The organism is Shewanella sp. UCD-KL21, assembly GCF_001957135.1.
Taxonomy (GTDB): domain Bacteria; phylum Pseudomonadota; class Gammaproteobacteria; order Enterobacterales; family Shewanellaceae; genus Shewanella.
The window spans coordinates 366,445-389,525 of the sequence record NZ_MPHK01000002.1; the positions used below are offsets into that span (position 1 = coordinate 366,445).

Sequence of the window (23,081 nt, forward strand, 5' to 3'; positions counted from 1 at the left end):
TTAAAGGCTAACATAACCAGCAGGCATTTAAGTTGACAACATTCTCACGGCTATATTCTGTTATTACTCCAAAAGAACTCAGCAAAGAAACGATGATAGTGCTGATGGCGCTGTATTTTACGCTAGTGATTAACTTTCCGCTTATCCAACGTATTTTTCAATTATCAACTGATAGCCATTTCGTATTCTCTATTACACCGGCGCTAGTACTCTTTAGCATTTTTATCATTGTTTTTTGCTTATTTTCGTCTCGATTTATCTTTAAGCCCTTACTAACAATCTTACTGCTCACCTCTGCGGCAGCCATGTATGGCACCATGAAATACCAGGTATATTTTGATTACGCCATGATTGAGAATATCTTTGAAACCAATACTGGCGAAGCCCTATCCTATATCAGCACTACATCCATTTTATATATCTTGGTGTTTGGACTAATTCCATCCATATGGTTATGGCGAGTGCGCCTAACGCCATCACAAAGCTTAGTTAAATCCTTAATGAGACGTTCAACATTAGTGATTGTAGGCTTAGGTTTAATAGGAGTCGTGCTACTAGGCTTTTATAAGGACTATGTGTCGATGGGGCGTAATAATGTTTACCTTAAGAAAATGGTCATACCTGCCCACGCCTTTAATACGGTTAAATATATTTATAAAAACAATTTTGTCACCCCCTTGCCTTATACCGTTAGAGGCCAAGATGCACGCTTAATCGATACTAACCCAACAAAGCCAACTTTATTTGTACTGGTCGTCGGCGAAACGGCCCGCGCTCAAAATATGGCTTATTACGGCTATAGTCGTAACACCAATCCTTACACTGAAAACTTAGACTTTATTGTTGTTAATAATGTCAGCTCATGTGGCACCGCGACCGCGCATTCATTGCCTTGCATGTTTTCTGATCTCACTCACGATAATTATAACCGTGAAAAAGCACTGGCCACTGACAACCTACTAGACATAATTCATCAAGCAGGCGTAGAAGTGGTATGGCTTGACAATGATGGCGGCGATAAGCATCTGGCAGACCACGTTATTGAGTTTAATATTCCGACTGACTCAAGTGATGATTTGTGTGACGGTAATAGCTGTTATGATCAAGTCCTGGTGCGCGAGTTTGCTTCACATATCGAACAGCGATTAGAAACTAAGCAGCAAACGTTAACCAATCAATTATTGATATTGCACACAATTGGGAGTCATGGACCAACCTATTTTAAACGTTACCCTAAAGATAAGCAGCATTTTAGCCCCGCCTGTGAGCGCAGCGATCTTGAAAATTGCAGCGATGAAGAAATCATCAATGTCTATGACAATACCTTAGTTTATACCGATTATATTTTGTCAGAAATCGTTAAACTATTAGAGCAATACGCCAGCGATTATGAAGTGGCAATGATGTATATCTCTGATCATGGTGAGTCGCTGGGTGAAAGCGGTATGTATCTTCATGGCACCCCTTATGCTTTTGCACCAGCAGAGCAAACGCTTGTACCTTGGTATTTATGGTTACCAGAAAGCTACGCCCAGTCAAAGCAACTCGACCGTCAATGTATCATCACGCAAGTGAGTCAGGGGACGCATTCCCATGACAATTTGTTTAATACGCTTATCGGCTTGTATGGCGTCGATACCCATTTACTCGATACTTCGCTTGATCTTAGCCATTCTTGCATGCAAACAACTGAGCTTTTGGGGACAAAATAGCATTTAGTGATAGCGATTTATCTCTGCTATCACTCGTCGCCCTCAAACTAGTCGCAATAAATATGGCCTAAATTAGCCGACGAATTAGATTTTTAATCAACTTCATCTATATTTATCTAATAAATAAAATGATTAACTATCAGCCCGTTAATTACGTACTCACCGACAATGTTAAAGGCTCACGGATGATAAAAATGCGCTTTTCTCGAGCTTCGACTCGATACTATTTCACCGCCCTTTCGGCCTGTTCACTATTACTGACGCAATCTTTTGCCCATAGCGCCCCACAGAATATTAAATCCGTCATTAATCGCGCCGAGTCGCCAAGGGTTGGCACAAGAGAGCTGATACTCCCCTACGCCTTCAGTACCGACTCAATGGGCTTAAACTTAGGTGTTGGCACTATGGTCAGTGGTTACGGGCAAGAACAAATGACTATCGGTGGTACCGTCTATGGTGGTGATGTCAGTTACGGCGTTGGCGCAGGGATATGGAACTTTAAAATACCACGAACCGAACGCTTCTTTTTAAGTGCCGTTGGCTTTGTCGGCTATTATCCACAGAAAAAAGCCTACGCCGGCGGTACCTTGAATTATACCCCAGCAGGCACGCCTATACCTGGTAGTAATGACTCCTCAAATGAACAGTTTTTACAAGCTGATGGCTCGTCAAACTGGTGGAATATCAAACTTGAATACACCCTACCCATTGGTGCAACACGTGATAAAGGCCAAGTAAACTATGAACTGACCCGCGGCTTATTGACCTCAAAACCCTCTGGTGGTGACAGCTGGAACCCGCTTGAGTCTGGTGCCACAGTGGCAATATTGAAACAATTTAACCGCTTTGAAACCTTTGAATTTGAAGACGGCGAATTAGATGGCGCCGTTCATGCGATGAGTTTAGGGCTGCTTTATGATAATACCGACTTTTCACGAAACCCCAGCTACGGCAGTAAGCAGTTTGTCGCCATTTCCCATGATGCGGCTTGGCTAGATTCTGATAATCAGTGGACATTTATCGAATTTGAAGCTAGCAAGTACTTCTCTTTTGGGGCCTCAGACTGGGCATCGCAACGCATATTAGCGTTAAATTTTTGGACCGGTTACTCGCCCTCATGGGAGCTTGAATATAATGATGAAGGAGGAAGAAGGATCACCAATGATGCACCCTACAGCGAAGGGGCAACACTCGGTGGCTTTTATCGAATGCGCGGTTATGACAGCAGCCGTTTTCACGATAAAGCCTCGATATATGGCACAGCTGAATATCGCTACACCTTCAAAAACAACCCCATTGAAGATGTAAACTGGCTTAAATTTTTACGCCTAGATTGGTTTCAATTGGTGGGCTTTGTTGAAGCAGGCCGCGTTGGTGAGGCTTATACCGCCAATGAATTATTAACCGATTTAAAATTTGATTACGGCGTTTCTCTTAGAGCATTAACCGCAGGGATCATTGTAAGGTTTGATGTCGCCCAATCAGATGAAGCCACCAATGCTTGGGTGATGGTAGATCATCCGTTTTAACTAGGCCTTAATCCACAAAAGTGCCGCGCTAACAATAGTAAGTGTGGTTATAACAATAGTAAGCGGCGTTATAACAATCTGTACGACCATACTAAAGTTTGATCATTTTCAAGCTCACTTTTGGACAAAAATGTTGTAATGCACCTTCGGATGAATTACAACATATCTTCTATAAATGATAAAAATAAAAAGTGGACATATAGTCTTATCCTTAAATTACAAACGCTTATCTGCATACCTGTAAGCTTCAGCGCCTTCTCTTTTTCCAACAGCTACAACAAAAACAGTGATCCGCTCGTCTTGTACTTGGTATATCAATCGATAACCCGCGCTACGCAACTTGATTTTGTAACAGTCGGGTAATTCTCGTAACCGATTAGCTTCGATACGAGGGTTAACCTGCACCTCAGCTAACTTCTTTTTAAACTGCTGGCGAACGGTATCACCCAACTTGTGCCATTCCTTCAAAGCACGGGGATCAAACTCCAACTCATAGGTCATCCAAAGCAACCTTCACACCAGGTTGTGGATCGGCCAAGCGAGCCTTTGCTAATTCTAAAAGGGCTTGGTCCTCATCGGTTAACAGTACCGGCTTAAATGGCAGCACCCCTCTTTGCGCTACATATTCCAATGTTTGGCGTAGCAACTCTGATGGTGTCACACCGAGTTTTTCCAAGGCCGCATAAGAGCGTGTTTTTAGCTCGTCATCGACACGAATATTAATGGTTCCCATAATCAGACCTTGTAGTTACAAATGTAATTACATGGTATGAGTTTGTACAACAAATAGCAAGCGCCAAATATTGTAAGATAGCGCCCCTAGGTCGAATCGCCAAAAAATATCAAACTATTATATAAATGATCAAACATTATTAAGAATTACCAAACTAACATATAAACGCACACAACCTCCCCATTAACGGCTATTGCTGTCTGCTAAGGCCTAGGATAATTAGACACAAGCCTTGCTTTAACCGCCGCCGATAAAACAAGCACGGATTTAACAACAGCAGCAGTCATGGTAAACTGCAGCACAATTATCCCCATTGCGCTGCAAAGCCAACCTGAGTGAGTCATGGAACCAGTTAATCAACCCCATCTTCAAGCTAATACTCCTGCAGAAAAAAGAGCATTAAGCTACTCTGCCACCATCAAAAAGTTATTCGATGAAGTATTAGACACCAAAATGCCTGCTGATAGGATTGTGGCAAACTACTTCCGTGAGCACAAAAAGCATGGTTCAAAAGATCGCCGTGTGATTCGTGAAACCTTATTTGGGCTATTTCGTTGGTGGGGCTGGCTAAAACAGTTTGGTTCTCAGCATGAGCAACAAACTTGGTATCAAATGCTCAGCGTTTGTGCCTTACTTGAGCAGCATCAATGGCGTCAGTTTGCTGCTGCGTGGCAACAATTTGGCGGCTTTAGTCCTGAACAAATCAGCTTGATAAATCACACCATTGACGCTAATGCTGTTGCTAACTCATCTAATGCGCAACCAAGTGAAAGCTTTGATGTTAGCCACAAAAATAGCCTTATGGGTAAGCTGTTTACGACTATTGAATTTGCTGAAACCCAACTATTACCCGATTGGTTTTGGGCGCTATGCACCATTGATGATCAGCAAAACAAACTAAAATTGATTGAAGCCATGAGCAGCCGCCCGCCGATTTGGGCAAGAGCGCAGCGTATTAATACAGCATCGGCAGTCAGCACATTACAGGCAGCTGGTATTGACGCCCAGGCCAGTGAATATTTTACTGATGCATTAAGCCTTGGCAGCAAAAGCATTAACCTCAATGACGTCGACTTGTACAAACAAGGCAAGCTTGAAATTCAAGATTTAGCCTCACAAGTTATCGGTAATGTTTGTCAGCCTAAAGCAAACGACCAATGGTGGGATACCTGCAGTGGCGCCGGTGGCAAAACCTTACAGCTGCGCTCATTGATGCTGCAACATGGCGCATCAAACAACAATGCAACTGGTAGCATTACCTCATCAGACATTCGCTCAAAAGCCCTAGAAGAGCTTAATAAACGCGCCAAACGGGCAAACTTTGACAGCATTAGCGTCGCGCGCTGGAAAACCGATGAATTACCAGTCGCTAAAGCCCATTTTGATGGCGTACTGGTTGATGCCCCATGTAGCTGCACCGGCACTTGGCGCAGAAACCCAGATATGCGCTGGATTGATGAGCCAAGCTGTATCGAAGATAAGCCAGCACTGCAGCTAGATATCCTAACCCGCAGCGCTCAAGCGGTTAAACAAGGCGGCAAACTCGTCTATGCCACCTGCTCGTTATCGCCGCTTGAAAACGAACAAGTGGTGCAGCAATTCTTACAACACAATAGTGACTTTGAGTTGATCACCAGCGTACATCCATTTACCCAAGCTAAGCTTGAACATATTACTGTATGGCCTTATGAAGCCAATAGTGACGGCATGTACGTGGCGAGAATGATAAGAAAGTAACGTCCCTATTTATCAATAGGGATGACAATAAACTATTATCAAAAAAGGCCTTCACAAACATATGTGAAGGCCTTTTTATTTATTCAATGGCTGCACTCAATAGCAGTACTGTACGCCCGTATTAAAGTTTGATAAAAAATATGGTTATCATGAACGGTTACAACTCAATAGTTTGATAATTTCTCTGAGAACGGATGTCGTTTTCTTATAATAAAGTTTGTTACTTTAGCGTGCCGTACTTGTTCAAACTCTCAATAGCAGGCATCATTTTTAGGCACACTTTGCATCCTTTAAATTAATACTTTTTGAGCCGCTTCAATGTCCTTTACTCTAGCCATAAGCAACATAGGATCAAATGTGGATTCTTTGAAGCCAAATCTTGTGTAAAAATCTTTGGCTGAGTCGTCAATAGCGTGAACAAGAATACCCGCTCCGCCGACTACGTTCATAGCATAAACAGACCTTTTGACACAGTCTTTCAGAAGGCCAACACCGATGCCTTTTCCGTGGTGCGAGTCATTGACGGCTAATCTTGCAAGAACAATCATCGGTATTGGGCTGGGGCTGTTTCTTCTTAGGGCTGCTATCGCGCCTTCACGCTGAACAGACCCCATAGCAATAGCGTAATAGCCAATTACCTTTGCAGTGTTAGAATCGGTGACAATATAAACTTTTGCATTATTTCGTTGTTGGCTTTTTAGTGCCTTTTTTACTAGCCAGTCATTTAGCTCCGGCCTACCACAATCAAAATCAGATAAATCGTGAGTTTCTGTAAGCAATTCAGGTGCAGTTACTCCCAAGGTGATTTCCTATTCATCAACTCTACCATACCTTTATCAACTGCTGCTTCAGCGTCTAACGCTTGCTCAAATGCAGCTAAGGCTTGTTCATCCAAAGCAAAATCTCTTTGTGAAGCTATAACTTTGTGAGCTTCATGAAGTGCTGCTTGCTGAATAAATACAGAGCGGTCAACCTTTAGTAAATTAGCCGCAGCATCAATGATATTACGAACAGACGGCTCTACTCGCATATTGATAGGTGCAGTTTTAGTAGCCATGTCAGCTCCCGTATATTAATTAGATACACGCATCATAGTATATCTATTGGATACACACAAAGGTTTAATAATGTTGCTCGGGTATATATCAAACTTCAATATGAACGCACAAGTACTCGATAGCAGTGCTTTTAAGCATGCTTAAAAACCAAGCTTTACGCTAAATAGTCGTTATCTGTTAAATAGCGGATCACTTGTAAAGCGCACTGCTCAATATCTTGCTCTTCGGTCTTCACATGGATTTCAGCCTGGGTCGGTGCATCATAGGCTGAGTCAATGCCGGTAAAGTGCTTTATCTCACCTGCTCTGGCTTTTTTATATAATCCTTTAGGGTCGCGTTGCTCGCAAATTGCTAGCGGAGTATCAATAAATATTTCGATAAATTCATCTGTTGCTAATAGGCTTCGCACCATGTCGCGATCCGCTAAAAAAGGCGAAATAAAAGCAGTAGACACAATCAGCCCTGCATCGACAAATAGCTTTGATACTTCACCAACTCGTCGAATATTTTCAACTCTGTCAGTATCAGTAAAGCTTAAGTCGCCATTTAGGCCATGGCGAACGTTATCACCATCGAGTACATAGGTTTTACAGTTTAGATCATGAAGCATTTTATCAACCGCGTTGGCAACTGTAGATTTACCAGAGCCACTTAAACCTGTGAACCATAAAACGGCAGGCTTATGGCCATTTAGCTTAATACGCTCAGCCCGAGACACACTGGCCAAGTGCCAAACAACATCGGTTGACTTGTCACCAAGCACATCAACGTCTTGGTAGGGTGTATTTGACATGATAATTCCTTGTTCACTCTTTTCGTTCTGTTAATACTGACAACTAATATGTTTATATTGCTTAAAGCTGCCCACTAAAACGGGAAAAATATTGGCACGCTGATGGTCACAATTAAGCCGTAAACAATACTGACGGGCAAACCGACTTTAACAAAGTCTTTTATCTTATATTGCCCTGCATTAAAGACCATTAAATTGGTCTGATAACCGTAAGGGCTAATAAAGCTGCCACTGGCGGCAAATGCCACTGTCATCACAAAGGGTAAAACATCCACCCCAAAACCGAGCGCTAAACTATAAGCAATGGGAAACATCAACGCTGCAGCGGCATTATTAGTCACTAATTCAGTCATAAGCCAAGTCAGTACATAAACTAAAATCAGCGCGATATAAGCATGTTGCTGACCGACATTTTGCTTAACCACATCGCCAATCAATTCGACAACACCTGCATTAACCAATGCATGGGAAAGTAAAATGGCTGAGGCCACAATGAGCCAAATATTGACGGGTAATCGGCGCATCACTTCATTAACGTTAAGTGACTGACTAAACACCAGAAGTCCTAATAAAATCACTAAGCCTTCAAGTAAATCAATCACCCCAAATGCAGCAAGGGCTATTGAGGTTAAAAAGCCACCGACCGATAACCATGCCCGCCAGCCGTTAAGGCGTATTTCAGTTTCTACGCCGCTAAGCACAATAAAGTTTTTGCTTAAATTACGACGAGATTTAAAATCCTCACCGACAGATAACACTAAAAAGTCACCCGCTTGTAACTCGACTTCACCAAGTTTGCCAGAGACATTTTCGCCATCTCTGCGAATCGCCACCACGGCGGCATCAAATAGTGCTCTAAAGCCGACTTTCTTGAGTGTTTTTCTCACTAAAATACTTTCTTGCTTTACCACTACTTCAGTGAGGTTTGAGCCTTTTAAATCATTTTTATGGGCAAATGTTTCAAGCCCTGAAAACTGGCCTAATTGTCCTAGTTTTGCGATATCACCACTAAAAATAAGTCGGTCATTTTGTTGTAACACTTCTGTTGGCGCTACCGGAGTGATTAACCTGCCTTCTCTAACGACCTCGACCAAAAATAATGACTCTAAATGACGTAAACCATTGGCCTCGACAGAACGGCCAATCAGCTCTGAATTTTCGATGATTTTTGCATCAATAAAATAGCCCTTATTACCATCAAGTGTCTGTTCATTTTCAGGTAAAAACCTCACAAAAACCGCTAAAACGGCCCCGCAACAAGTCACCAGTATTAGGCCGATGGCAGTAAAAGAGAAAAAGGCTAATGAATGCCCCTCCACATCAATATACAGACTATTTACAATCAAATTAGTTGAGGTGCCAATTAATGTCAGCGTGCCACCCAAAATTGCTGCGTAGGATAAAGGCAATAATAATTTACTGGCAAAATGATGCGGGTTATTACGTATTGGCGATAAAAGCGTTGCTACCACAGCGGTATTATTAAGTAGCGCAGAACAAATCGTGGTAACACCAAAAAGCCGTATAAATGTGGCTTTATAGCCAACAACAATCACTTTTGACGCAATAACTCTCAGCAATCGGGTTTTCTCTAACGCGAAAGAGCAAATGATTAATAGAATGAGTGTGATTAAACCAGGATTGGCAATACTTGATAATAATTGCGTTTTAGACACTAGCCCAAGTGCAACTAAAGATAATAAGGTCACACCGCACACAGCAGCAGGTCGACTTTGAAATTTTAATAAACCACAAATCGTTAGTATGAAAATACTTATTGTTAAGTATGCATCTGTAGACATAAATAGAAACTAACCTCAACGATACAAAGTCAAAAAAAGCTGCAAGCTTACCAATCACGTTGCAGCTTTTTGATAAAGCCTAGCTGCTTAGCCTATGACTTTTGCGCCCCAATGAGGGTAGTGTTTTCTAACCAGTGCATTAAATTCGATTTCAAATGCTGAAGGTTTAGTGTCAACGGTGGCAGCTTTGCCTTCTAATGAATGCCTTATCATCCCCGCACCCACGGTGACATTGGTGAGACGATCAATAATGATAAATGCACCTGTGGTTCGGTTTATATCATAAGCATCAAACTGCACCGCTTCATTGACTGCAAAATTACAGCTGCCCATTTCATTGAGCTCAAGTTGATGGGCATCAAATGTCTCTAGGGTGTTCACATCGACTTTGTGATTCACATTCTCGACATAGCCATAAACTGATTTGCTGCCCATTTTAATGGCATATTCACGGTCGACATGCAGAGGTTCTTCTGTCATCCACACCACATCGGCCTCGAAATGACGACTTGATGATGGCAGCTCGTGAGGGCGAACCAGCATGTCACCACGGCTGATATCAATTTCATCTTCTAAAGTGATAGTGATTGCCATGCCGATAGTGGCTTTTTCAAGCTCGCCATCAAAGGTGACAATGGATTTAACTTTACTTTCTTTACCTGAAGGCAAGGTTTTGACGGTATCGCCAACGCGGATATCACCCGATGCAACCGTGCCACAAAAACCGCGAAAATCGAGGTTTGGTCGATTAACGTATTGCACTTGCATACGAAATGGGTGGGTTTTATCTTTGGCAACCGACACGGTATTTAACAGTTTCATCATGGTTGAACCCGGGTACCAAGTCATGTTGGCACTCTCGTTGACAACATTGTCGCCCTTTAATGCTGAAATCGGCACAAAGCGAATATCGTTAAACTGCAGGTTTTCAGCAAACTCACGATAGTCTTTCTTAATATTTTGATAAACGCTTTGGTCGTAATCCACCGCATCCATTTTATTGATAGCGATGATCACGTGCTTAATGCCTAGCTGAGAGCAAATAAAGCTGTGACGGCGAGTTTGCACTTGCACCCCATGCCTTGCATCGATCAAAATAATCGCTAAATCAGCAGTCGAAGCGCCAGTTGCCATATTGCGGGTGTATTGCTCATGGCCTGGGGTATCAGCGATAATAAATTTACGTTGCTCGGTAGCAAAATAACGATAAGCCACATCAATGGTAATACCTTGCTCACGCTCAGACTGTAAGCCATCAACCAATAAGGCTAAATCGAACGACTCATCGGTGGTATTAAAGCGCTTAGAGTCTTTTTCAATGGCCGCCATTTGATCTTCAAAAATCATTTTGCTGTCATACAGTAAACGGCCAATAAGGGTCGATTTACCATCATCAACACTGCCACAGGTTAAAATGCGCAGCATATCTTTATTTTCATGGACGTTTAAATAAGCTTCAATATCTGAAGCGATTAAAGCGGTATTAGACATCATAAATTCCTTAAGCTAACGTGCTGCCCTAAGCGTATATTCAACTGCAGCACATTGGTCATGTAATGGTTCAAACAATCAGAAGTGCCAAACACTTCATAAAAATGAGGTTTAAAAAAGCCTAGAAATACCCTTCCATTTTTTTCTTTTCCATTGAACCGGATGAATCATTATCAATCACTCGTCCCTGACGCTCAGATGTTGTACACAGCAACATTTCTTGAATAATCTCAGGTAATGTTTGTGCAACCGATTCAACTGCGCCGGTGAGTGGATAGCAACCTAATGTTCTAAAACGCACCATCTTATGCTCAATGACTTCGCCTTCTTCAAGCTCCATTCTGTCATCATCAACCATGATTAAGGTGCCATCACGTTCTAACACTGGTCTTTCTGCAGCTAAATAAAGTGATGGAATTTCAATACCTTCAAGGTAAATATATTGCCAGATATCTAACTCAGTCCAATTTGATAATGGGAAAACGCGAATGCTCTCGCCTTTATCGACTTTACCGTTATAGATATTCCATAACTCAGGACGTTGGTTTTTAGGGTCCCATCTGTGCTTGTTATCGCGAAAAGAATACACACGCTCTTTGGCGCGGGACTTTTCTTCATCACGACGTGCACCGCCAAAAGCAGCATCAAAACCATGCATATCTAACGCTTGCTTTAAGCCCTCTGTTTTCATGATGTCGGTGTGCTTAGCACTACCATGAACAAACGGGCTACAGCCCATTTCTAAACCGCGTGGGTTTTTATGAACGATTAGGTCAAAGCCGTACTTTTCGGCCATTTGATCACGAAAAGCAATCATCTCTTTAAATTTCCAGTTGGTATCAACGTGCATTAAAGGAAATGGAATTTTGCCGGGATAGAAAGCTTTACGCGCAAGATGCAATAAAACCGAGGAGTCTTTACCTACCGAGTAGAGCATGACAGGGTTATCAAATTCAGCGGCGACTTCACGCATAATTTGAATGGATTCTGCTTCAAGTTGCTTTAAATGAGTCAATTGTGTCGACATATCTATTCCAATAAACCTTTAATAATTCATACGCTATAAACAGACTCACATGATGTGCTGAGCAGTATCATAACCATGATTGTTAATCCAAAGTTGCATGCAATCATATTACCAGCATCAACTGATAGTAAAAGTTATTAATGAGTGGCTGACTATAACAAAAAGGAATAAAAAGGATGAAAAGGTTTGTTTGGAAAAATGATCTAAAAAGTATTAACTCAACCATGCATTCATCTATGTGGTGATCATTACAATTGAAAAGTTAACTTTGAAAGGTTAGAGGCTAACCAATAACTTAGAAAGGATTAAGCAGGTTAACGAGATAATATTTTTCTCGTTTATGACTCAAACCGAGCTTAAGCATCATCTGTAAAGCGTTATACAAATCATTAAGACTGCTTATAGAGCATCAACATCGAGATTGTTAACCAAGGTTTTAATTGATGCTTGCCAATCACAAGTGTCGATACCCCAAGCCATTTTTATCTGCTGGCAATCTAGCACGCTGTAGGATGGCCGCTTGGCAGGCAAAGGATAGTCGTCTGTATCAATCCCCTTGAGTGTTGGAACTGTTAGTAGCTTACCTTGCATACTTGCCTCATCGACAATGGCTTTCGCTAAACCATACCAGCTGATCGCTGTATCGCCGCAGTAATGAAAAGTGCCCCAAACTGTTTTACCCTGCTGAATTTGCGCAGCGATGTTTAGTATCGCTTTTGCTAAATCGCCCGCATAAGTGGGACAACCAGCTTGATCGGCCACCATAGTCAATGTCGGTTTAGTTTTGGCTAATCGAATCACCGTTTTGGCAAAGTTATGCCCAAACTCACTTATCAGCCAAGACGTTCGAATGATAATGTGTTGCGGCAAAATATCAGTAATACATTGCTCGCCGCGCCATTTAGATGCGCCGTAACGATTTAATGGATTGGGTACGGCGGTTTCAGGATATGGGCTTGGACTCGTTTTAAGGGCAGCTTCAAGGCTCTTTTCAAAAGCACAGTCAAGGCCACCAGCAAGCTTTGGCTCATCTATAGACAGCGTTGAATTCACCGCAGAGGATGACTGCCAGCCACTTTTGCCATCAAAGACATAATCCGTTGAGATATGAATAAGTGGAATAGATGCTTTTAGCGCCGCTAAGGCGAGATTCTTCGCCCCTGTGGCATTAACATCATCAGCGAGCTGTTGATGCGTTTCAGCCAGATCCACTTGAGTGTAGGCAGCGCAATTGATGATTAAATCGGGTTTTAGCCGATCAATCATTTCCATGACCGCATTAGCATCACTGATCTCTAAATCTGATTTATCTGCCGTGAGAAGTTGTAGCTCATTTGGCATGTATTGAGATGACAAGTCAGTGTTAAGAAAGCTGCTAATATTTCTATGATTATTATCATTATTCGTGGCTAAAAAGGCGTTATGATCCGCCACGCAGCCTCTGATACTCAAGCCTAATTGACCGTTAGCGCCTGTTAATAACAGCTTCACTTTGTGACAACCGCTTTTTGGGTTAACTGCTGCTCATTGTGGATTGCTTTTAACGCCTGAAAAGACAAACCTTGTTGATCTTTAGCAGATTGAATGACCTCCCTAATAGGCCAGTCTATGGCTAAATCAGCATCATCCCAGCTAAGACAAGCTTCATTTTTAGGGTCATAATAATCGCTACACTTGTATTCAACATCACATACCGCTTCTAAGGCAACAAAGCCATGGGCAAAGCCTTCTGGCACCCATAATTGTCGTCGGTTGGTCTCAGATAACTCAACCCCAACCCAAGCGCCATAAGAGGATGAATGTGGGCGGATATCAACAACCACATCGAACACTTTTCCTCTGACTACTCTCACTAATTTAGCTTGCGGCTTCTGGGTTTGAAAATGCAGACCTCGAAGCACACCATAGCTTGAACGTGAGTAGTTATCCTGCACAAAGGGTTTGTTGGTGTTCAGTAACTGCTGATAACGTTGCTGCTGAAAAGTTTCCATAAAAAAGCCGCGTTCATCTTCAAACACTTGAGGTTCAATGATTTTGACATCAGGAATGATGGTATTAATAACGTTCATTAACGATGCTCCTCAACGAGTTGGCTTAAGTAAGTGCCATATGCCGTTTTTTGATGAAATTGCGCTTGTTGCTCTAACTCATCAACAGATAACCAACCATTAATGAAGCCAATTTCTTCAAGACAGGCCACCTTTAAGCCTTGGCGTTTTTCAATGGTCTGCACAAAATGACTTGCTTCAAGTAATGCGTCATGGGTTCCGGTATCAAGCCATGCAAACCCACGCCCTAGAATATCCACCGTTAAGGATTTTTTAGCCAAATAAGCCATATTCACATCGGTAATTTCAAGCTCACCTCGCCCTGATGGGCTAATGCTTTTAGCAATGTTTACGACCTCATTATCGTAAAAATAAAGCCCAGTTACGGCAAAGTTGGTTTTAGGTGCTAGCGGCTTTTCTTCAATACTAAGCGCCATGCCATTATCGTCAAAATCAATAACCCCAAATCGCGCGGGATCGCTAACATGATAGCCAAAAACCGTTGCGCCGCTGCGCTTTGCTGTGGCTGATTTTAATTTTTCACTAAAACTTTGACCATAAAAAATATTATCCCCTAAAACTAACGCTACATTACTATCACCAATAAACGGCTCACCGATGATAAACGCCTGCGCTAAGCCCTCTGGCGCAGCTTGCTCTGCATAACTGAGCTTAATACCAAAGCGCTCACCGTTACCTAATAGACGTTGAAAACGCGGTAAATCTTCAGGGGTTGAGATCAGTAAAATGTCATTAATACCCGCCAGCATTAATACTGATAAGGGATAATAAATCATCGGCTTATCATAGACAGGTAATAACTGTTTTGAGGTGCCAAGGGTTAACGGAAATAAGCGGCTGCCCGTGCCACCCGCTAAAATAATGCCTTTATAGACAGGCGTGCTGAGTTGACTCATAGATTGCTTCATTAACCCTTACCCAGCCGATTAAGACGGTAGTCACCAGTTAAGATCTGTTGCCACCAGCAAGGATTATCGATGTACCATTTTACCGTTGCAGCTAAACCCAACTTAAAATCGTGTTCGGGTTGCCAGCCTAACTGTGCTTGAATTTTCGATGCATCAATGGCGTAGCGACTATCATGACCCGGTCTATCGTCAACATAGGTAATTAACTCAGCATAAGATTGACAGCCTTGCTTGGCCTCTGGTGCCAATTGCTCTAATAACTCGCAGATGCTGTTAACCACATCAATATTGGTTACTTGATTGAGACCACCAATATTGTAGCTTTGGCCTACTTCGCCATGTGTCAGCACTTGATAAAGGCCGCGGACATGATCCTCTACATGTAACCAGTCCCTTACTTGCAGGCCATTACCGTAAACGGTTAACGGTTTACCTGCTAAGGCATTCAAAATGGTGTGGGGGATCAACTTTTCAGGAAACTGATAAGGGCCATAATTGTTAGAGCAATGACTAACCACCACAGGCAAACCATAGGTACGGTGCCAGGCATTGACTAAATGATCGGAAGAAGCTTTAGAGGCAGAGTAAGGCGAGCTTGGTTTATATGAAGTTTGCTCTGAAAATGGCGCTTCATCAGAGCTTAAGTCACCAAAAACCTCATCGGTTGAAATATGATGAAATCGAAATGCCGCTTTAGCATCAGTTGTTAGCGTGCTCCAATACTCACGGCACACTTCAAGCAATGTGAATGTCCCTATGATATTGGTTTGCATAAAAGCACTGGCATTATCAATAGAGCGATCCACATGACTTTCTGCAGCAAGGTGCATTACCGCGGTAGGCTTAAACTGGTCAAAAACCTGTTTTACACTATTTGCATCACAAATATCTGCATGAACGAAGTGATACCGTTCTGAGTTCGCGACATCTTTTAATGAATCAAGGTTGCCTGAGTAACTTAAGGCATCAAGGTTCACGATAGATTCTTGAGTATGAGCTAACAAGTAACGTATTAAAGTGCTACCAATAAAACCTGCACCACCTGTGATTAAAATCATACTCAGTAAACCTTCAACATTAAAATGACCTTTAAAGCACTTATATCAAAGCACTTATATCAAAGTGCTTACACCAAAGTGCTAATACCCACGTGCCTGACGGGTATTATACGCCAATTATCAATAGAAATTGATGCCTAGCGCATAACAAAAATGCCAGAGTATCAATACTCTGGCATTTAATAGCATAGATAAAATCTACCCTAATTGATAAGACAAATTATTAACTTGCCGCTTTAACCACATCCGCAATTGCTTGGGCTTGGGTTTGAGTCATATCCGCATCAGTTGATTCAACCATCACGCGAATTAATGGCTCTGTGCCTGATTTACGCAATAACACGCGACCATTATCGCCCATCACTTGCTCCGCGGCTGTTACAGCTTGCTGCACGGCATCAGAGGCAATGATCTCATCAGCGTTGTTAGCACTTAAGCGAACATTAATCAGCACTTGCGGCAGTTTTGTCATACCAGACTTAACTTCGGCTAAGCTTTTACCTGACTCAATAACAGCATCAAGCACTTGTAGCGATGCCACAATACCATCACCTGTTGTGGTGTGTTTAAGGCTTAAGATATGGCCAGAGCCTTCGCCGCCCAACATCCAACCAGTTTCTTTAAGCTGCTCAACCACGTAGCGATCGCCCACTTTAGCGCGAATAAATGGAATATCCATTTCTTTAAGCGCCAGCTCTAAACCAAGATTTGACATCAAGGTACCGACAACGCCGCCGTTTAGCTCACCGGCTTGTTGAAACGCTTGCGCTAAAATAAAGATGATTTCATCGCCATCAACCACATGACCGTTTTGATCAACAAATAATACCCTGTCAGCATCGCCATCTAAAGCAATACCTAAGTCAGCTTCATGTATCATCACTGCAGTTTGCAGGCTATCAAGGTGAGTTGCGCCGCAGCGCTCATTAATGTTTAACCCATCAGGCTTATCATTAATGCTGATCACTTCAGCACCTAACTCTGCATACACTTCTTTAGCGATGTGATACGCAGCGCCGTTAGCTGAATCAACGACGATTTTCAAACCCGCAAGGGATTTGTTTTTATCAAACGTCCCTTTACAAAACTCAATGTAACGCCCAGCAGCATCACCAATACGGCGCACTTTACCTAGTTTTGCCGAGTCCACACACGACATAGCGCCATGATTAATGGCTTGATCGAGTAGGTGTTCTATTTCTAATTCTTGCGCATCATTAAGCTTAGTGCCCGAGTTTGAGAACAGCTTAATGCCGTTATCATAATAAGGGTTGTGCGATGCACTGATCACCACCCCAGCATCGGCTCTAAAGGTCGATGTTAAATAGGCAATCGCCGGCGTTGGCATAGGGCCAACTAAGGCGCAATTAATACCCGCGGCAGAAAAGCCGGCTTGCATAGCAGTTTCTAACATGTAACCACTAATACGAGTATCTTTACCGATAATCACTTCTTTGGTGCCTGCTGACGCTAAAACCGTCCCTGCAGCCCAACCTAACTTCATCGCAAAAGACGGGTTAATCGGAAAATCACCCACCTTTCCTCGTACACCATCGGTGCCAAAATACTTACGAGACATAACAACTCCAAAAACCAACATTCCATATTGGTATAAAACTAAATAAGGTCACTTTTTTAAGTGGAGGCAAATTATATACGAAAAGGCAGTGCAATTACTCATCTAATTGTGACATTTTTAAGCCACTGCAATCTTTAATTGAATTTTGTGGCTTAAAGCAAAGCAGCAAAGTGATTTGCTGCAGCCTTACTGGTATTTAAACAATTCAAATATATAAAATGGTGATTATGTAGTGCTGCTATCTGAAGGCGTTAATTGGTATTTAAACTTGATGATAAAAAATCGTTACCTCCCTGAACACCTCATTGCATCAGGCTAAATTGATCTCTACTATTGGGCTCAAGTGCAAAGGTGAACAAACTAATAATAACGACCGTGACCTCGCAAAATTACGGGGCTGTAAATGCGATTATGTGAAACATAACAATCCCGTTCAAACACTTAGTACCACTAGGGATATAGATGCCATTTAAATTAATTTACAAACGGCTTAGACAGTCAATTACACGTCTCAAAGGTGAACACCAATCTTGTAAGGACTATAATTGTCCTGACATTATCACTTGGTCATGACACTCATACAGACTCTCAAAACATGTGTATCTGCAAGCATACAATACCTTTAGCAAACGATGCTCTATTTAGCGCCCCCATTGTAATGATCAAACCGAGATTAATCGTGGCAAGTTACGGTTCTGACATCGAAATTGGGCGCATAATTTCAATTAATTGATATAAGTACCTTCCTTCAATTTCCAGTCATCTTACTTTAGCTAGCGGTATATTTAAGCGTCTCATTTACATGAGGTTTATAGTTTGAAACTTTGGTTCTACGGATCCTTATGCGTGGATCACAGCGATTTAGCGAGTGGTAAGGACTTACCATAGTGCTATAATTTAATTATGGGATAATAAATGAGAGTACGGGAATGTTTACTGATACGGTTAATTATTGGATGCCACTCGTCGCTGTAGGCTTTGCGTCTATAGTATGTTTTGGGATGATCACTTATTTTCTCTATCAACAAAGTAAAAAGGAAAATAAAAACGATTAATCGGTTATTGTGTTACTCACACATCCTAACGCATAAAATCTTGGCTAAACAACAATGACAATTTAGAACAACATTTGGCTATTTCAACCCTATCACAGAGATCTGCTAGAGATGGATTGAGTACAACAAGTCATTTTAAATGATGGTGTTTATGTCACTAAAAAACGGTGTTGTTGAACTGTTTATGTAAACTGCTTATGTAAACTGCCAAGGAAAGAGAAATGGCAATAAATGAGCGTCGTGTGGAGCGCCAAACCATCGCGCTGTTTAAGCGGGTAAAAATGGCCAAACAGGACATCAAACACGGTCAAAAAATGTCTCCAGAAAATGCGCTAAGGAAAATGCGCGCTGCAAGAAAATAGTTAGGCCTATTAGGTGTTTTTACAATTAGTGATTTTATGAATAAAATTCAGAAACTTACAGTTAAATCACATTAACCATGAGACGTTTATTTGTCTGAAAATGGCCATTTGAGACAGTTTACCCCCATCCTTCCCTGAGTTTTAAACGTGAATTTTGCGCACAAAAATGCCGCTAAAGCGGCATTGTTGATGACTTTAAAATGCGTTTAAAGCCTATTTGTCATTTGGCTGAGTATCGATTTCACTCCACGCTGTCACGATTTGATGCGCAACACTTGCACATACACGCTCAGAGTTTTCACGTTCAACACCAATCCAATGTTGCTCTATTAACACCAAATACGTCGTCAGTTCATCAACTTTATACGCTTGGGCTAAACGTATCACTTCAGTCTCATCATCTACATATTCATTTGATAGTTCTTCATCTAAAGGATCAGCAGAATAAACAAATATAGGGTCCCATTGTTGAAGGAGTACTTGATGTACGTAATGTGAAAATGCTTCATGATTTTTTGCATCGCCGTAAGGCTTGGTGAGAACAGTCTATTTCTTGGCGTTTTGACTCAATCAATACGGATGCTAAGGCCACTCAACGTTTAGTTGCCTATGCAGTTACTACTATGCTTAAAATTGTGAACCAGATATTGTTTCAAACAATGCTTTGATGTGAATACAACCTTATTCACATCATGGATTGAGTTGAATAAAGGCGCTAAATAAATCATAATCTGATTAGATGAATAAATAAACTAATCAAAGGGGCTAATTATGTGGATATGGCAACAGGACAGTTGGCCTGTTTTTACATGGAACCAAAAAATAATAGCACCTTTAGTAAGGCAAACTCGGCTAAACCAAGGTATTTTGTTAGGTAAAATGGCTAGTCAATGTAATGACCAAAATCAAAGTCTACTAGATACCCTGATTTCCAATATCGTTCATTCAAGTGCCATTGAAGGCGAGAAGTTAAATGCTTTTTCGGTTCGTTCATCTTTAGCTAATAAATTGGGGTTGTCAGAAGATAAGCCGTTTCCCACCACCATACAAACTGACGGCCTTGCTGAAATAATGCTAGATGCGATTGAAAACCTTAAAGAGCCCTTAAGTCAAAAGCGGATACTTCATTGGCATTCTTGCTTATTTCCTGATGGTTATACTTTATTAAATCCAATTATTGGAGGGCAACTTAGGGGGAGTCATCCAATGCAAGTGGTTTCGGGGCGAATAGATAGGCCAGTAATTCACTTTGAAGCCCCAGGAAGGGAGATACTCGATGTAGAATTAGACGCATTTATAACTTGGTTTAATGACTCTAAAGAAGATACGGCACTTGACCCGTTAATTAGAGCGGCAATATGCCATCTTTGGTTTGTCACCTTGCACCCTTTAGATGATGGGAACGGTCGAATTACACGCTTATTAACAGACTTAGCATTGGCGCAGGCTGAACAACAATCTGTCCGTTTTTATGCTATGTCAGTGGGTATATTAGCTAACCGTAAACGTTATTACGAGATACTAGAAACAACTCAAAAAGGAGGTTTAGATATAACCCCTTGGTTGTCTTGGTTTCTTGAAATATTGAATGAAACGTTTGCAGATGTTCTTTGTGGAATAGATGAAAAATTATTCAAAACCAATTATTGGCTTAGAATTGACCAAACTAAATTAACATCTGAGCAAGTCAAAGTGCTTAACCGAATGCTAGATGGAGATTTTGAAGATGGGATTAATACTAGTCAATATCACAAAGTTGCTAAGGTAAGTAAGGCAACTGCCACTAGACACTTATCGGCACTGGTCGATGCTGGGTGTCTAGTGAAGTCTGAGGCGGGTGGGCGAAGTACCAGATACTTGTTAGCTAGATAGGTATTCTATTCTCTTGGACGAAAGCAGCCAGTTCCTTGGCGCTTGTAAGACCATATTAAAGTTTAATCAGTTTCTAGCTCACTTTTGGACAGAAACGTTTTACGAACTTCGGGCGACATCTACATTTCCCACTTCCAGATATCAAAACGGCACCTCATGAAGCGGTGCCGCTAGTGACTGGAATTAGACAAAATCATTCACCTCTGCTCTGAAGTGTTAGATTCATTATATGCAAAATTTCTTGCTGAACATGCATAACGCACACATGGATAAACACAAAAGTGTGTCTTAACCACTTTTCATTTTGTGTGATCACTAAGCGATTCTGAACTTGTTGGATTAAAACGCGCTTGGCGATCTTGATTACAAAACTATTTCTATTTAAAGCATAAGCTTAAAGTTCTTTAACTTTGAGACAAAGCTTGGAAGTTTCTGCTTTTGCAAGCAAGCTAAAAACTCGTCTTGACTCATTGGTGGCCTTTTCAACGAACCTCGTTGTTGCTGGGCAGCCTTGACGCAAGCACTGCTATCTAACTCAAACATATCACATAAGAACTCATCTGGATGTATTGCAGAAAGACCTAGCGGATCAAGTTCCTTTGTAGGGAAGTCTTTTAGATTGAAGGTAATGATAGACTCCGCTTGTCCTTTAATAGCAGCAGCAACAACGTGTCTATCATCAACGTCTGGCAAGGTTAAACCATTAATCAATGGTTCATAACCTTCAACCAAGCAGTCAGGTACATGAGCGTTCATTAACTGCTTGGTTCTTTCTAGCCGCACAGGATCGGCATCTGGGTTGTTCTTGAGAAGATTACGAATCCATTCATCATGTATTTGCTCTGTCCATCGTGCTCTGAATAGCCCAGTGTTAGACAAATACATTAGGTAACTGCGAAGTGGAGCTGGATACATAACACATGCGTCTCAAATTACCGTGTATGATGTCATTAATATCCCATATCCATTTCTTGATCTAATGCGGATAGTTCAGCTAGAGCAGCTAGTCTGTTCTCTTCTAAACGGCTCTTGTATTCCATAAGATCAGCATAGGCCACCTTCCTACGGTTACCAGTGCGACTAAAAATAATCTCATTAGAATCTAAGAGCTTAATAAATGTAGGGCGAGACATATTTAGCATGTCAGCACCTTCTTGCGTTGTGAGTTCAGCATGAATAGGTGTAATGCTAACAGAGTTACCCTGACCTAATTGAGTAAGCACCTCAATCATCATGCTTAATGCACTTGATGGAATCATGACTTCGTGAGTCTTACCAGACTTATCGATAACATTAATCCTTTGAGCTTCGCCATTGGTTTCCATAACGGCTGACAACTCTTGGCTACCAAGCTTAGCCAGTGCAATTTCTTCAGCGCTTGGCAATTTTGTAGCAGTATTCATCGTATTTCTCTCTAGTTTCAAATTTAGACTATACAAATCTGTATATCAGAACATTATCCGAAATATTCGAAAAGTCAACATTCGAAATATTCGAAAAAAGTCAACATTCGAAATATTCGCAACACTAAAAGTTTACTGTATTAGGGTAGCCCTAAAACTTATCTCCAGAAGCAACTAGTGCCTTTCAATGAAAAAGCATAACAATTCAAACGAGAACGACTAGCTGGAAACCGTTTTTGCTTGAAAATTGGAGGTTTCTTTCACCGCTCTTTGGCTCCCAAACATTGATATGGTGCCTATAAGGGAAGGACAGAATTTATCGACTCAAAATTTCACTGGCAAGGAATGGGGCATAAATGAGCCAGCCCACTAACCAGTTTCTGTCGGATAGGCGACACCTGTTACCAAGTGCCGCCCTCTTAAGAACCGTACGTGCAACTTTCACTGCATACGGCTCAAGCCTCCACTAAGGCGTGTTCTGTTACCCAGCACCCTACATCGCAGCCAAGACTGGCTCAAACCATAAGTTTCTACCTTCCTTTGCCCGTTTTCGCTTACCTAAGTAAGCTTCATGTTCGGGGTCGTAAGGTGTCGTTGCACTCCTGATTTTTACATGTCTTTTTATGAGCGTTTGAGCTATTTGGACAAGGTTAAATCGACAATCCATGTTCGCTATTTTCTGCCAACCATGAAATTGCCATTGCCCCTTACCATCCAAATAATATTTACGCCTCACCCAGTCTTTACTTTTCGTTGGATGACGCCTAACGGCCCAACGCCATAACAACCAGAAAAGTTGATACCCTACATAACCGAAAACTTGTTTTGCAACACTGTGGCGATAATAGTTCGCCCATCCTCTCAGTTTCGGATTTAATATTTTGATTAAATCG

22 protein-coding genes are annotated in these 23,081 nt (G+C 41.7%); 5 read left to right on the plus strand and 17 right to left on the minus strand.

The window, feature by feature from the left end; translation table 11 throughout:
* Positions 1-32: 32 nt before the first annotated feature.
* Both BM739_RS03465 and BM739_RS03470 read left to right on the plus strand, forming a co-directional pair.
* On the plus strand, positions 33-1,712 hold the full coding sequence (locus BM739_RS03465; RefSeq protein ID WP_254843454.1) for a phosphoethanolamine transferase: 1,680 nt from the start codon (positions 33-35) through the stop codon (positions 1,710-1,712).
* 194 nt (positions 1,713-1,906) lie between these two features.
* On the plus strand, positions 1,907-3,241 hold the full coding sequence (locus BM739_RS03470; protein WP_076537351.1) for a BamA/TamA family outer membrane protein: 1,335 nt from the start codon (positions 1,907-1,909) through the stop codon (positions 3,239-3,241).
* 216 nt (positions 3,242-3,457) lie between these two features.
* On the opposite strand, the gene BM739_RS03475 is transcribed toward BM739_RS03470, so the two are convergent.
* Positions 3,458-3,742: a type II toxin-antitoxin system RelE/ParE family toxin gene (locus BM739_RS03475; protein WP_076537283.1), complete on the minus strand. Its 285-nt coding sequence runs from the start codon at positions 3,740-3,742 to the stop codon at positions 3,458-3,460.
* Complete coding sequence (locus BM739_RS03480) at positions 3,732-3,974, minus strand: type II toxin-antitoxin system RelB/DinJ family antitoxin (protein ID WP_076537285.1); 243 nt, start codon at positions 3,972-3,974, stop codon at positions 3,732-3,734. Before BM739_RS03480 ends, BM739_RS03475 begins: the two co-directional genes overlap by 11 nt.
* A 342-nt stretch (positions 3,975-4,316) precedes the next feature.
* On the opposite strand from BM739_RS03480, the gene BM739_RS03485 reads away from it, so the two are divergent.
* Positions 4,317-5,711 carry an RsmB/NOP family class I SAM-dependent RNA methyltransferase gene (locus tag BM739_RS03485; protein WP_076537287.1) on the plus strand — a complete coding sequence of 465 codons (1,395 nt, stop codon included), beginning with the start codon at positions 4,317-4,319 and terminating at the stop codon, positions 5,709-5,711.
* A 290-nt stretch (positions 5,712-6,001) separates the two neighbouring features.
* Here BM739_RS03485 and BM739_RS03490 read toward each other — a convergent pair whose 3' ends face one another.
* The 11 genes from BM739_RS03490 to glmM form a co-directional block, all read right to left on the minus strand.
* Complete coding sequence (locus BM739_RS03490; RefSeq protein ID WP_076537289.1) at positions 6,002-6,511, minus strand: GNAT family N-acetyltransferase; 510 nt, start codon at positions 6,509-6,511, stop codon at positions 6,002-6,004.
* A complete protein-coding gene (locus BM739_RS03495; protein WP_076537291.1) occupies positions 6,502-6,768 on the minus strand; it encodes a DUF1778 domain-containing protein in 267 nt (88 codons plus the stop codon). Before BM739_RS03495 ends, BM739_RS03490 begins: the two co-directional genes overlap by 10 nt.
* A 155-nt stretch (positions 6,769-6,923) precedes the next feature.
* Positions 6,924-7,562 carry an adenylyl-sulfate kinase gene (cysC, locus tag BM739_RS03500; protein WP_076537293.1) on the minus strand — a complete coding sequence of 213 codons (639 nt, stop codon included), beginning with the start codon at positions 7,560-7,562 and terminating at the stop codon, positions 6,924-6,926.
* Positions 7,563-7,636: 74 nt separating this feature from the next.
* On the minus strand, positions 7,637-9,364 hold the full coding sequence (locus BM739_RS03505) for an SLC13 family permease (protein ID WP_076537295.1): 1,728 nt from the start codon (positions 9,362-9,364) through the stop codon (positions 7,637-7,639).
* A gap of 87 nt (positions 9,365-9,451) precedes the next feature.
* Complete coding sequence (gene cysN, locus BM739_RS03510; RefSeq protein WP_076537297.1) at positions 9,452-10,858, minus strand: sulfate adenylyltransferase subunit CysN; 1,407 nt, start codon at positions 10,856-10,858, stop codon at positions 9,452-9,454.
* A gap of 118 nt (positions 10,859-10,976) precedes the next feature.
* Positions 10,977-11,882: a sulfate adenylyltransferase subunit CysD gene (gene cysD / locus BM739_RS03515; protein WP_076537299.1), complete on the minus strand. Its 906-nt coding sequence runs from the start codon at positions 11,880-11,882 to the stop codon at positions 10,977-10,979.
* A 399-nt stretch (positions 11,883-12,281) separates the two neighbouring features.
* Positions 12,282-13,373: a dTDP-4-dehydrorhamnose reductase gene (locus BM739_RS03520; protein ID WP_076537301.1), complete on the minus strand. Its 1,092-nt coding sequence runs from the start codon at positions 13,371-13,373 to the stop codon at positions 12,282-12,284.
* Positions 13,370-13,951 carry a dTDP-4-dehydrorhamnose 3,5-epimerase gene (gene rfbC / locus BM739_RS03525; RefSeq protein ID WP_076537303.1) on the minus strand — a complete coding sequence of 194 codons (582 nt, stop codon included), beginning with the start codon at positions 13,949-13,951 and terminating at the stop codon, positions 13,370-13,372. Before rfbC ends, BM739_RS03520 begins: the two co-directional genes overlap by 4 nt.
* Positions 13,951-14,847, minus strand: a complete 897-nt coding sequence (gene rfbA / locus BM739_RS03530) for a glucose-1-phosphate thymidylyltransferase RfbA (protein ID WP_076537353.1) — start codon at positions 14,845-14,847, stop codon at positions 13,951-13,953. The genes rfbC and rfbA overlap by 1 nt, the downstream gene beginning before the upstream one ends.
* Positions 14,848-14,858: 11 nt before the next feature.
* On the minus strand, positions 14,859-15,917 hold the full coding sequence (rfbB, locus tag BM739_RS03535; RefSeq protein ID WP_076537305.1) for a dTDP-glucose 4,6-dehydratase: 1,059 nt from the start codon (positions 15,915-15,917) through the stop codon (positions 14,859-14,861).
* 223 nt (positions 15,918-16,140) lie between these two features.
* The gene (gene glmM, locus BM739_RS03540) at positions 16,141-17,496 is read right to left on the minus strand and encodes a phosphoglucosamine mutase (RefSeq protein WP_076537307.1); all 1,356 of its coding nucleotides are present in this window, start codon (positions 17,494-17,496) and stop codon (positions 16,141-16,143) included.
* Positions 17,497-18,772: 1,276 nt separating this feature from the next.
* Here glmM and BM739_RS20350 point away from each other — a divergent pair.
* Complete coding sequence (locus BM739_RS20350) at positions 18,773-18,913, plus strand: hypothetical protein (RefSeq protein WP_217697822.1); 141 nt, start codon at positions 18,773-18,775, stop codon at positions 18,911-18,913.
* Positions 18,914-19,126: 213 nt separating this feature from the next.
* On the opposite strand, the gene BM739_RS20205 is transcribed toward BM739_RS20350, so the two are convergent.
* Positions 19,127-19,300, minus strand: coding sequence for a hypothetical protein (locus BM739_RS20205; RefSeq protein ID WP_175609481.1), 174 nt, complete (start codon positions 19,298-19,300; stop codon positions 19,127-19,129).
* A gap of 384 nt (positions 19,301-19,684) precedes the next feature.
* Between BM739_RS20205 and BM739_RS03550 the strand changes: the two genes are divergently transcribed.
* On the plus strand, positions 19,685-20,785 hold the full coding sequence (locus tag BM739_RS03550; protein ID WP_076537309.1) for a Fic family protein: 1,101 nt from the start codon (positions 19,685-19,687) through the stop codon (positions 20,783-20,785).
* Positions 20,786-21,166: 381 nt separating this feature from the next.
* Here the strand turns inward: BM739_RS03550 and BM739_RS03555 are convergent, their stop codons facing one another.
* From BM739_RS03555 to BM739_RS03565, 3 genes are all read right to left on the minus strand, one after another.
* Positions 21,167-21,700, minus strand: a complete 534-nt coding sequence (locus tag BM739_RS03555) for a PIN domain-containing protein (protein WP_076537311.1) — start codon at positions 21,698-21,700, stop codon at positions 21,167-21,169.
* 35 nt (positions 21,701-21,735) lie between these two features.
* On the minus strand, positions 21,736-22,188 hold the full coding sequence (locus BM739_RS03560) for an excisionase family DNA-binding protein (RefSeq protein ID WP_076537312.1): 453 nt from the start codon (positions 22,186-22,188) through the stop codon (positions 21,736-21,738).
* Positions 22,189-22,681: 493 nt separating this feature from the next.
* The coding region (locus BM739_RS03565) for a group II intron maturase-specific domain-containing protein (RefSeq protein WP_303046085.1) at positions 22,682-23,081 on the minus strand (400 nt) is incomplete at its 5' end.